Origin of the sequence: Butyrivibrio sp. AD3002, from assembly GCF_000420905.1 — a bacterium.
Lineage (GTDB): Bacteria > Bacillota > Clostridia > Lachnospirales > Lachnospiraceae > Butyrivibrio.
Genome location: NZ_ATVV01000010.1, coordinates 1 through 12108, shown reverse-complemented (window position 1 = coordinate 12108; position 12108 = coordinate 1). Strand labels below are relative to the sequence as shown.

Sequence of the window (12108 nt, the reverse complement as noted above, 5' to 3'; positions counted from 1 at the left end):
TTGAAACTTGCAAAATAAGGTGATTCAAGGGTTTTCAGAAGGTGGAATCACTCTTTACCGCTCCAACAATAGGTACACAGCTTGCAGGGTTCGATCGGTATAGCCTCCACCATGTCATCCAGTCTGTGGTAGTGAAGGGATGTGAAATTAAGCTCTTTCCTTATCTCCTCAAGCATAGCCTCATATTGGGGAGAATCCGGATCGGTATACTTACGTACAGTCTCTTCACCCGGCTTCGGATATCCTTCAAGCTTCTCAATGACGCGTCTTGTGATAAGCTCCATCTCCGAATTCGAACGGGAGAAATTCAGGTATTTGCAGCCGTAAATAAGCGGAGGACATGCAGGTCTTATATGAACTTCTTTTGCACCGCTCTTGTAAAGGAACTCAGTTGTCTCACGAAGCTGAGTACCCCTTACTATCGAGTCATCTATAAGAAGAAGACTCTTATTATTTATCAACTGATTAACGGGAATTAGTTTCATCTTGGCGATGAGGTCACGTCTTGACTGAATTGTGGGCATAAATGATCTCGGCCAGGTGGGTGTGTATTTTACAAACGGTCTTGAATACGGGATTCCAGAAGCATTCGAATATCCGATGGCATGAGCAACTCCGGAGTCAGGTACCCCTGCAACAAGGTCGGGATGCAGTCCCCTTTGCATATCACGCTGAGCAAGCTTTTTTCCGCAGCCGTATCTGATATTCTCAACACTTAGTCCCTCATAGGTCGAAGCAGGAAATCCGTAATAGATCCACAGAAAGGTACAGATACGCATTTCATCAAAGGCCGGAGCTACTATCTCTACACTTTCGGGTGTGATGAAAGCAATCTCTCCGGGGCCGAGTTCCCTGTAGGGATCATAACCCAGATTCAGATATGAAAAGCTCTCAAAGCATACACAATATCCCTCATCCTTATGGCCGATTTCAACCGGTGTTCTACCGAATCTATCTCTGGCTGCATAAATGCCCTCCGGAGTCATAAGGAGCATTGTGAGCGATCCCTTAATTATCTCCTGCGCATATCTAATGCCCTCAACAATCGTAACCTTCTGATTAATGATGGAAGCAACAAGCTCTGTGGGGTTTATATCGCCACCGCTCATCTCAAGGAAATGCGATCTGTTGTCCGCAAATAGCTTATTGGTAATCTCTTCAATGTTGTTGATCTTACCGACCGTAGTTATGGCATAAGTGCCATGGTGAGAACGAACAATGAGAGGCTGCGGCTCAAAATCGGAAATACAGCCGATTCCGAGATGTCCCTCCATTTTTAACATATCCTCTTCAAATTTAGGTCTGAAATACGATCTCTCGATATTATGTATGGAACGATCGAAGCCCTTCTTCCTGTCATATACAGCGAGACCTGCCCGGCGAGTGCCGAGGTGAGAATGATAATCAGTTCCGTAGAACAGATCAAAAACTGCGCTTTCACGCGATGCTACGCCAAAAAAACCACCCATGGAAACCTCCCGATAATGATTATTTAAACACTACGTGTTCAATAATATCATAAAGGAAGTTCCATGTGTGGCTAAAATTTAGTTTTATTTTTTAAACGTTACAGTATATCGTTTCTCTTTACATAGGCAGGTGTAACCGAATCAGAAACTACTCTCTTCACGTTTCTTATATCAGCCCACTTATCTATTACAGCATTCTCGATATGCACGCCATCAGCGATGTTATTGTAAGCAAGAACAATTGAATTTCTTACTACCGCATTCTTACCGATGTGAACATTACGTCCGATTATGGAGTTCTCAACAGTTCCTTCGATGAGCGATGCATTACATATCATAGAATTTGTAACCTTCGCGCCGTGGAAATACTGAGTAGGACATGCATCTGTAGTTCTTGTATAAATAGGCCACTCAGGTCTGAAGAATTCCATTGCAGTACCATAATCAAGAAGCTCCATGTTAGCTCTGTAATAATCATCGAGACTAGTTATCGCTGCGAAGAAACCTCTGTGCTGGAATCCTCTTATATCGAGATCCTTGCATGAAAGGGCGATCATATCAGCCAGAGAATATGCAGAGGATTCTTTTCTTGACTTCTTAATGAGATCAATGAAAATCCCCTTCTTCATAACATAGGTATCCATGCTGATATTTCTTTCCTTAGCCGTACCCATGTTGCGCTCGATTGACTCGATACCCTTCTGCTTATTAAGAGTCACTGTATTGCAAGCTCTGTAATATTCCTTAGCCTGATCTACTTTGTGATAGAGAAGTGTAATATCTGTCCCTGATGCTACGTGCTCATCAAGGAGTGCCTGATAATCCTGCTTGTAGATCATATAGCTTGGAGCAACAACAACGTAGTCCTGAGGCATACGCTCGATCTGCTCCATATTCTCAATATAGGCATTGATATCAGTGTTGTAAATTGAGCTTGCGCCATTGTTCTGCGTAAAGAACATCTGGATTGCACCACGTTTGGAGTTGATGTTGTAGTGACGTCCGGAGCCGATGTGCTCAACTATTGATCTGGGTCTGCTGTTGAGGCATACCTGAATTCTGTCGAATCCACTGTTACTCATGTTGGAAATAGGAAAATCGATTACACGAAATCTTCCAAGGAATGAAAAAGCTCCTATAGGTCTGTAATCATGAAGTCCCTCAACGCGAATATAATTAGCGGCGGAATTGATCACGCCAAATGCCTTATTTTCCATTATTTATCATCCCCCTTTACACTTTTTGCAACAAGGAGGATTTCCTCGCTCTTTTTGCTTCCGACAACAGCATTCTTGCCAATGCGTACCCCCTCTGCCACAAGGCATCTGGTAACCGTAGCACCTTCCAGGACTGAAGCATTAGGCATAAGAACAGAGTCTATAACCTTTGCTCCGGGTCCGATCTTTGCTCCGGCAAAAATAACTGAGTTCTTAACCTCTCCTCCGATAGCAGAACCCTGATTGATATAAGCTCTGTCAATCTTGGCCGTTTCTGCGATATATGCAGGTGTCATTCCGACATCCTCTGAATAAATCTTCCAGGATGTATCATCAAGATTAAGCTCGTTCTCACTGTCAAGAAGATCCATATTAGCTTCCCAAAGAGAATCGATTGTTCCGACATCCTTCCAGTAACCGGAGAACTCATAAGCATAAAGTCCCTTGCCTTCATTGAGCATTACAGGGATAAAGTCCTTACCAAAGTCATGGCTGGAATCAGGATTCTTCATATCCTCGATAAGCATCTTGCGCATGGTCTTCCAGTTGAAGATATAGATACCCATGGAAGCCAGATTGCTCTTAGGCTTAGCGGGCTTTTCCTCGAACTCTATAATGCGTCCGTTGCCATCAGTGTTCATGATACCAAAACGGCTTGCTTCCTTCTTCGGAACGCCGCGAACAGCGATGGTCGCATCTGCCTTATGCTCTTTGTGGAATCTGAGCATCTTATCATAATTCATTTTGTAGATGTGATCTCCGGAAAGAACAAGAAGATACTCCGGATCGTATGCATCGATGAAATCAATATTCTGTGAAATTGCATCAGCGGTTCCGCGATAAACATCGAGTCCGGAATCTGCCTTTTCTCTCGGAGTCAGAACGAATACTCCGCTGTCCTTTGTATCCAGTCCCCAACGTCCGCCGGCTGCAACATAACTGTTGAGAAGTACCGATTCGTACTGAGTAAGGACTCCGACAATATCAATTCCACTGTTCGCACAGTTACTAAGCGGAAAATCAATAATGCGGTATTTTCCTCCGTATGCTACAGCAGGTTTTGCAACCTTGTTTGTGAGCTCGTGGAGTCGGCTTCCCCTGCCACCTGCAAGGATCATAGCCAGCATATTAGTCTGAGCCATATTGTATATTCCCCTCTCTATATTTATAAAAACTTTATAACTTATATTCTAAGTGTTTTGCACAATGTTTTCAATGAAAAATCGTGCTTTTCGGCCATTTTTGACATAAAAAAACCGGAGAATTTACACTCCGGTTTTCATATCAATCATGTTTGCATAAAATGATCACTTATATAATGCGTCTATCTGTTCCTGTAAAACAGCCGTAACATCATCAATCCCCTCAAGTGCAAGCTCATCCTGCATTTTTGTCACGATATCTTCAGCTGTACCATCATACTTTCCGTAAGAAATCTGTTTCATATAACTATTGTAAATTTCATTACACTTTTCTATCTTGCCTTCTATCTCGGTTTCATCCGGAACAAACTGCCCATAGGGATAATCCATCTTCTTTTTCTCATAGGCTGTGTAAAGCTCATCTACCGTATCCCAGTTGGTCTTTGCGTCGCGAATCTCATTATTGTCGTTTCTGCCCCACCAGAAGTTGGTTATGTCATATATATTGTCAGCTTCCGGATTATAGCCTTCAGGCTGATCGCGAAGCCCCTGCTCGTTTATCGAATAAGAAACTCCCTCTATTCCATAGCATATCAGTCTATAGCAGACAGGATCGTTTCGCAAAAGATCATATACCATAAGTGCGCGCTCGGGATTTTCAGATGCCGCTGAAACCGCCATGGCACCGTGAGTGATAATCTGTGCAACAAGGTTCCCGTTTTCCTGCCCAAAGTAAAAGAATCCTGAGCTTGCATCCGGATTGTCCTGATATAGAATATTTTCACCCGTCTTTGAGCAAAGATTTACATAGGTCTGTGTGTGATGCTGTTCCAGTGCAACCTGTCCTTTTCTGTATTCCTCGCGATTATCAGCGCTGCTGTTCGTCATAACATCCGAAGGCCACACTCCCCTGGCATCCCACTCTTTCATGAGCCTTGCATATTCAATAAGCATATCCGTATCCTGCATTGCAGGAACATATAATGTATAAGGATCTTCCAATGTCCCGCCCCACAGATTGGATGAACACAGCCCCTGAATAGGTACATAATCGCTATGGGAAACTATCCATCCCTCTGCCATATTAAGATACTGGGTACCATCAGCATCCCATACTTCCTTAAGTTCAGGATGAATACTCCTGACATTCTCCAGATACCTGGTTAACTCTTCCCAGTTTGTAATGCCGTCTTCCAGCCCCAGTTCCTTTGCAAAATCCATACGATAGATAAATCCATGGTTTGTCCACTGGGTATAATTATCCTCGGGCATAAAATAAATATCGTCATTGTACTTGCACATATCCCAATGTTCAGGTGTAACTGACTCATAGGTAAGGGGCGCATATTTTTTCAGCATATTTTCCGACAGAGGTAAAAAGACACCTTTTTTAGCATTGATCCATCCGTCAAGCCAGTCTGTCGAGGCTCCCACCAGATCTACGCTTCCATCAAGCAATGCCAGCTTCTCATTATAGTTTTCGAGGTAATTATCCCATTCCACAAAATCAATATTAAGCTCTGCATTGACCTTTTCATTAAGTGTCTCATTAAGCTCAGCTATGGTCTCCCTGAGTCTTTCAGCCGCTTCTCCAACCGGCTTATCTCCTGTCGTAAGATAAGTTATGACAACATGCTCCGAGGTATCAATACCTGAAGTATCAAAACCGCCCTCTTCTTCACTCTCTGTAAGTGAAATGCCGGCAGTCCCGTTCTGCATTTCTTCGGACACAACAAAACCGCCCTCCTGCTCTGAAGCAGTAGGCTCGGCAGGCTCATTCGGAGGAACCGCTTCATTACACCCTGCCGTACCGAGCACAAGTATTAAGCTAATAATTGCGGAAAGTGCCCGTCTACTCATAAAAACACTCCTGATTACGTAAACTACATATACAATTTAATTATGTCATAAAACAGCGATGGGAATTATTATATTTATATAAAAAAACAGCCATCCTTTCGTAAAGGAAGAATAGCTGTTTCCCATAGTATTCAATTAAATTCGCAGGCGATATAGGCCACTCCGTTTGCATCCTCGTAGCAGGCAATTCCTATCTGCGTGGACTTGCTCAAAAGATTTGCCCTGTGAGACGGGCTGCGATACCAGGCCGCCATTATATTCAGCGTTCCTTTTTTCTCATCATTGTCCGCGCGTGCAAGATTTTCGCCATAGATGCCGGAACCAACTGTATACCATGCGCTTCCGTCAGGTCTCGTGTGATCGAATCTCGCCGGCAGTTCGCTTGCTCTGATAGCTGCGGACTGGTTAAGCGAATCCGATACAGCAAAAGCAGGAAGCCCTAATTCACCTCTGAGCGCATTCATGTAGACAACCACCTCACCGGTATTTACCGTCTTTGCCCTCGCGGTGATACCGCCCGATACAAAAATCATAACTGTGATACACAAAATAAAATGAAGCTTAAGTAGCCTGATCCTTGTTATACTCATATTCAATTTCCCCCTCAACAAAATAATAATCTCCATGTAGGCGACCATATTTTTATAAATATATTATCGTACAAAAATTTCAAAAAAATTATAAAATTCCTGTAAATTTTTGCCGAATTATATCATTTTCATGATTATATACAATAAATAGTCGGATAATTGACAATTTTTAGAAAAAATTTCACTTGATTTTAATAATACTTGATAGTCTGCTTCCTTTGTGGTAATGTATATGTAGTTTTAAATACTACATGAAATAGTTATTTTTATTATCTCATTGTGGATTGCATATTGGAGGAAGGTATGACAGCAAAAGAGTTAAAGAGTTTTTTCAAAGAACACCTCGTTCCATCCAAACTGTACAAGATTGGTAAAGAGCGTGACGGCAGAGTGTGTCTGACCAAGAATAAAGAATTTTGGGAAGTGTATTTCCTGGATCATAAGAAAAAGATCGGTCTTATGAGATATACCGATGAGAATAGTGCATGTCTTTCCATGATGAATGAGCTCAGAAAAATAATGGAAAGTTTTTACGAGATAACCTGGAAACCAACCAGAGCATAATAAAAGGCTATATCCGCAACTTACGGATATAGCCTTTTTCTTTTGTTTTTAGCTTCTGAAATATAGGATTGCACAAACAATTGATAATGCCCAGAACATGAACCCTACGTAGGTTGTCCATCTGGAACTGTCATATTTTTCCTGTGCGATGTAGTTTTCCTTAATTAGTTCTATTCGTTCCTCCTCGTGACCGTCATAAAGCGGAGGTCCGACTTCTTCCTCTTCACCCTCTGCCTGTTCTTCGGATTCAGCCTCTTCCTCGACTGCACCCTCCTCGTCCGTCTCAAGAGCAATGTCTTCTATGGTTGGTTCTTCAGGCTCAGGTACAGGCATCTGAATATCTTCTCCGGATATTTCAGCCGTCCCGGGGCCTTCCTGTTCTCCATTTTCTTCATCCTCATGCCCCAATAAATTTGGATCCTTGAGTTCCGGCTTAGGCGGCCTGTTAAACTCTCCTGCGGTAAAAAATCCCATGCCTACAAGGAATATGAAAAGTGAATAGACCAGATATATCTTGTTATGCTCCATATAAGTCCTACCTCACAAGAAAAGTATACTTAATATTTTTGAATCTCAATGCCTTCAGGTGCCACTTTTTTCAGCTTTTTGGCATATTTCTTTTTAACAGCCTTCTTGACATAAAATACAGCAGTTTCACTTATGTCTCTAAAGCAGGCCTTTCCGAAGGTTTTTATTTTCTTTGACTTGATTGTAATTTCATTAAGATGCGAGCAGCCTGCAAAGGCACACTTTCCTATTTTGGTTACATTCCCTCCTATTGTTACGCTTTCAAGGTTTTCATTATCCTCAAAAGCCCTTGGAGAGATCGCCGTTATTTTGGCGGTAATATTACCTATCTTGACTTTTCCCGGTATTTCAAGAGAAGTCACTTCTTCATCAGTCATCTCTAAGAATGTGACCTCAAAATCTCCCGTTGCCTTAAAAATGCCTATATCAGTTTCATAGGTTTTACCCTTCTGAAGCTTGGTCTTTACATTTTTATACTTTGGCCAGTAATAATCACGCGCAAGCTCGCCTCTTTCCCTGGCCCGTTCCTCCTTGTCCGCAGGTACTTCAAAATAGTAGCACCAATCATGTCCCGCTCTATAAGCCCCTGATTTTGAATTTTTCACCCCACGAAGAACCGAGCATGTGTATGGATAATACGTGTCCAGCTCATATTCAAGGTAATAGAGCTGCCCTTCCAGATCCTCCCAATCATACCCGTGGTCATCACACCAGGCTCTAAGTCTTGACATTCTCTCTGCGTGCCATTGGCAAATACCATAGCTTGTACCACCATCAGATAATGCATTTGTCCTAAACGAGGATTCTTTCTCAATATTTGCAAGAACACCGGCACCGGCAGCATTGTTGAAATTCATTTCTTCTCTCAGGAAAAAGAAAATCTTTTCCTCATTGCTACTTCCATGCAAAGATGCAGCCTTTGCGCCAATACTCGGCGCAAACAGACTGCATCCTAATATACATATTGTCCCCAGTATTATTTTTCCCCAAACTTTTTTCATATATTTCCCCTTTTTACATCGGCTTTTCGTAATAGAATGAGCTCTTTCTGATAAAGCCAATCTCCTTATAATTTATAATCTGCTCTGTACTACCTATGAACAGCACTCCACCGGGAGCAAGAGAAGCATAGTACTTTCTGAAAATCTCGTCCTTAGCTTCCTCTGTGAAATAGATAAGTACATTTCGACATACAATAAGGTGATAATCCTTCGGATAAGGCTCTCTCAAAAGATCTGCCTGCTTAAAGTTTACACGCTTTTTGACATCATCGCAAACACGCCACTTATCGCCTTCCTGCGTAAGATATTTCTTCTTAAGGTCAGCCGGAACGCCCGATACTTCCTTGGCATCATAGACACCCGCTCTTGCCTTCGCAAGTGCTACGGTATCAATATCCCATGCCATGACATTTATCTGATTGAGCGGTACATGATTGGACATGAGCATGACAATCGTATATGGCTCATCACCTGTAGAGCAGGCAGCACTCCAAATCTTCAGATTCTTACCAAACCTGTTCATCAGCTCCGGCACCATCTGCTTATCCATCAAATTCCACTGATCGATGTTTCTGAAAAACTCGGAAACATTGATTGTAAGATAAGTAATAAAGGTTTCTCTTGCAGTCTGGTCCTTTTTGATAAGATCCATATACTGATCATAACCCTTACATTCTGTCTTACCGATGAGCGTATCAATTCTGCGCTTCATCTGCTTTTCTTTGTATGCATTAAGATCAATTTTTGTGAGCTTATAAACTTCGCCTTTAAACCACTCATAATCAACTGCCATATCTTATAACCCCCTTATAAGTTGATACGTAAGAAAATTAAGCGATTATCACTATTTTCATTGTAGCCCACATCATAGATGAATGTAAAATTAAATATATATAAACATAATTATGTAAATATAACTAATTCAGTTTATCTGCTTATTTGAGCGTATCGCTCTAATATCATCATTCATCTCTCTGATATACTTCCTATATGCCAGATAATTAAACAGCCATATGAGAAAATAACATACCTGAAAAGCCACTGAAATTATCCAAAATACAGGATTATCAAGTCTTAGCCACCCCTGCACAGCAGCAAGTATAATGAATCCCGAAAAAGTTATAACAAAATGGGTCGCAGTTGCTCTAAAAATGCTCCACTCCTCTATTTCATACATAACGCTTCCCCCCATGGGTATAGCGCCGTATATTCCTCCTGCCAAAAGTTTCAAAAAGATTTCGCCGGTAAACACCATAGGGCCATCCGCATTACCATTAGCCAAAAAGCTTATGAAAACACCAATAGCCAGTCCTATCCAAAATCCTATTGTTGCTAAAACAATTCCTTTTTTTATCAATCTATTCATGATACTCACCACCTCTTCGCATAAAGCTAAGCCTCTTCTGCAAGTCCTTGACAAAGCGTCTCGCGACCCAGGTTTCGCTTCCATCTTCAAAGGATACATGAATAGTACCGGTAATACTCAGATCAAACCCTGAAATCCTTTTAATATTAACTATTTCTGCGCGGCTTATTCGTGCAAAAAAACTTTTATCAAGCCTGTCTTCCAAGTCGCGCAGCGCTCCCCTTACTTCATATACTCCCGCCATGGTACACACCTTCAGCTTTCTGCTCTCGGTATATATACGAATAATATCGTTAATCTCAATTAGTATCTCCTTATCCCTGTCCTGAACTACTATTTTGGACATGATATTCCCGAGTGCATACTGCTCGATACTCTTTATAATGTTTTCTACCAGTTCATTCTTTTCACTGGCTCTGATTATCACCTGCGGCTTATCATGCTCAGGGGCATATTCGAAGCGAATGTTTATTCTATCATCCATATGGGAGTAAACACTTTCCGATTTATACGTTATATTTTAGTCTTCATTATGAAAACATATTGCCAGGAAAAACATGTATTTCTCTCACAATTATACTATATTTCACTATGGTTCAAAACTAAAATACGTACATGAAAGAGCCCCCTTATTTCACTGTTATTCTAAAAGTCCCTGTGACAACTCCCTTTTCATGATTTCTATCTCCCTGTGCTGTAACCTTAACAGTGATATCATAAGTTCCTTTCTTTACACCCTTCTTGATAGTAACTTTTCCCGTGCTCTTATCTACACTTGCTACATTACTTCCCTTTACTATGAAATATCTCTTTTTACCTATAGCCTTGGATGCCCTGAACAACTTGCCATACGGAACTACGAGACTCGATTTTTTAATCTTTGAATATTTAACTTTATAATTCTTGTGTGTCTTTATAGCAATCGGATTCGGAGCCTTTTTAATCTTCCATTTAAAGGATTTATTCTTTTTGCTTCCATCCGGCCATGTATAACCATTCTTAAGTTTCGCTGTAGCTTTATAACTACCGGCATTTGTTCCTTTATTACCGGTAATTGTATATCCGGTTCCGGAAGCAACACCTGTCTGTGTTTTGCCATTATATACAGGATTATTCACCTGCGGTATACTTGCAATCTTGCGCCCATTCTGTGATGTAGCGCCATCGCCGCCACCGGCTCCTCCATCATCATTTTGTCCTCCTGAACCTGAATTACCGCCGGCAGCTCCGGAATTACCCCCGGCAGCTCCAGAATTACCACCGCCAGCTCCGGAATTACCCCCGGCACCTTCTGCTCCACCTGATCCTGAAGATGACTCATTACCGTTTGGATTATTCTTATCATATTTACAAACCGTACATATGCCCTTGTCATCAAATTTATGATCCTCACCAATGCTGTATGCCCCACATACATCACATGTACCACTGTATGTATGGTATGAACTGTTTGTTATGGTGATGGTTGCATTAGGATAATCAGAATGGTGTTCTGTTGTTTTTGTATCAAACCCCAGGTTATAAGTCTGTGTACCATCAAGAAGCATATTGCACTCAGGACAAAAGTATCGGTAAGTATGTGATGTGCCTGTTTGGGAAATCACTCGTTTTTGATATAAATTTGTATCATGGTTTTGTCCACACGCTGTCATATCTGCATGCACATGTATCCCATCCATAGTTACAAAAGCCATAGACACGGTCATTGCGAATGTCATGACCGTCGATATCATTCTAAAAAATCTTCTTTTCATAGGCCGCTTCCTTTCCTGTCTTTCCTCATAATCGATTTACAAGTAGTATCAGAATAACTAAATGATATCTTACGGTTATATATGTTCAATAGATTTTGTCTAAGCGGTCGTTTCCCGTGTCTAAACGGTCATAGCTTTATATAAATTTTTCGGCTGGTTTACGAGTAGTTAATATTTATGTTCCGAAGATTACAAATCAATCATCTCCTACACACAAAAAGGGGCTGTGAAAAAATGAGATAATCATTTTTCCAGCTCCCTTTTTATATCATTTTTTGTGAGGCATGTTGTTTCTGGCAAAAACAGAGTATAATACCCCTTTCCCCAAGAACTACAAACTTTTTAAACTCAGGCAGCTTCTTGGAGATGCATCTTTTCATTGTGATATTTATATAAGTTATGACCTATTGAAACCAAAAGAACCTCAAGTTTTACGGATTCTATTCCTTTTCGGACTATTCTTTTATACCAACGATCATTTTTTATGATTCCGAAAGTACCTTCCGCTTGAATGGATCTGTTCATTCTAAGGAGTGCTCCCTGGATGCTTTCAAGATTATTTATAACCTCCTGATGCATAGCGGTCAGTTCTTCGTTTATTCTTATGGTTCTGTTTT

Annotated in this window: 13 protein-coding genes; 1 reads left to right on the top strand and 12 read right to left on the bottom strand. The window is 41.2% G+C overall.

All coding sequences use genetic code 11. The annotated features are described in order from the left end of the window. Positions 1-47: 47 nt before the first annotated feature. The 5 genes from G596_RS0108520 to G596_RS23685 form a co-directional block, all read right to left on the bottom strand. Complete coding sequence (locus tag G596_RS0108520; protein WP_022761418.1) at positions 48-1469, bottom strand: amidophosphoribosyltransferase; 1422 nt, start codon at positions 1467-1469, stop codon at positions 48-50. A gap of 98 nt (positions 1470-1567) precedes the next feature. Continuing rightward, positions 1568-2686: a glucose-1-phosphate adenylyltransferase subunit GlgD gene (gene glgD, locus G596_RS0108515; protein ID WP_022761417.1), complete on the bottom strand. Its 1119-nt coding sequence runs from the start codon at positions 2684-2686 to the stop codon at positions 1568-1570. Then, complete coding sequence (locus G596_RS0108510; protein WP_022761416.1) at positions 2686-3828, bottom strand: glucose-1-phosphate adenylyltransferase; 1143 nt, start codon at positions 3826-3828, stop codon at positions 2686-2688. Before G596_RS0108510 ends, glgD begins: the two co-directional genes overlap by 1 nt. 165 nt (positions 3829-3993) lie before the next feature. Further along, complete coding sequence (locus tag G596_RS0108505) at positions 3994-5688, bottom strand: DUF3502 domain-containing protein (protein ID WP_022761415.1); 1695 nt, start codon at positions 5686-5688, stop codon at positions 3994-3996. Positions 5689-5819: 131 nt separating this feature from the next. Next, positions 5820-6278 (bottom strand): CAP domain-containing protein, encoded by a 459-nt coding sequence (locus G596_RS23685; RefSeq protein ID WP_022761414.1) that lies wholly within the window; start codon positions 6276-6278, stop codon positions 5820-5822. Between the two features lie 303 nt (positions 6279-6581). Between G596_RS23685 and G596_RS0108495 the strand changes: the two genes are divergently transcribed. After that, positions 6582-6842, top strand: coding sequence for a hypothetical protein (locus G596_RS0108495; protein WP_022761413.1), 261 nt, complete (start codon positions 6582-6584; stop codon positions 6840-6842). A 48-nt stretch (positions 6843-6890) separates the two neighbouring features. Here the strand turns inward: G596_RS0108495 and G596_RS0108490 are convergent, their stop codons facing one another. From G596_RS0108490 to G596_RS0108460, 7 genes are all read right to left on the bottom strand, one after another. Further along, positions 6891-7370: a hypothetical protein gene (locus G596_RS0108490; protein WP_022761412.1), complete on the bottom strand. Its 480-nt coding sequence runs from the start codon at positions 7368-7370 to the stop codon at positions 6891-6893. Positions 7371-7399: 29 nt separating this feature from the next. Continuing rightward, positions 7400-8371, bottom strand: a complete 972-nt coding sequence (locus G596_RS0108485; RefSeq protein ID WP_022761411.1) for a phage tail tip lysozyme — start codon at positions 8369-8371, stop codon at positions 7400-7402. Positions 8372-8384: 13 nt separating this feature from the next. Beyond that, positions 8385-9164 carry a CheR family methyltransferase gene (locus G596_RS0108480; protein ID WP_022761410.1) on the bottom strand — a complete coding sequence of 260 codons (780 nt, stop codon included), beginning with the start codon at positions 9162-9164 and terminating at the stop codon, positions 8385-8387. A gap of 129 nt (positions 9165-9293) precedes the next feature. Then, complete coding sequence (locus G596_RS0108475; protein ID WP_022761409.1) at positions 9294-9737, bottom strand: DUF3021 domain-containing protein; 444 nt, start codon at positions 9735-9737, stop codon at positions 9294-9296. Continuing rightward, entirely contained in the window at positions 9730-10221 is a 492-nt protein-coding gene (locus tag G596_RS21485; RefSeq protein WP_022761408.1) for a LytTR family DNA-binding domain-containing protein, read from the bottom strand. The genes G596_RS0108475 and G596_RS21485 overlap by 8 nt, the downstream gene beginning before the upstream one ends. 145 nt (positions 10222-10366) lie before the next feature. Then, positions 10367-11491: a hypothetical protein gene (locus tag G596_RS24750; protein ID WP_155829210.1), complete on the bottom strand. Its 1125-nt coding sequence runs from the start codon at positions 11489-11491 to the stop codon at positions 10367-10369. Between the two features lie 348 nt (positions 11492-11839). Next, positions 11840-12108, bottom strand: a 269-nt coding sequence (locus tag G596_RS0108460) for a transposase (RefSeq protein ID WP_022761406.1), incomplete at its 5' end; no start/stop codon positions are given.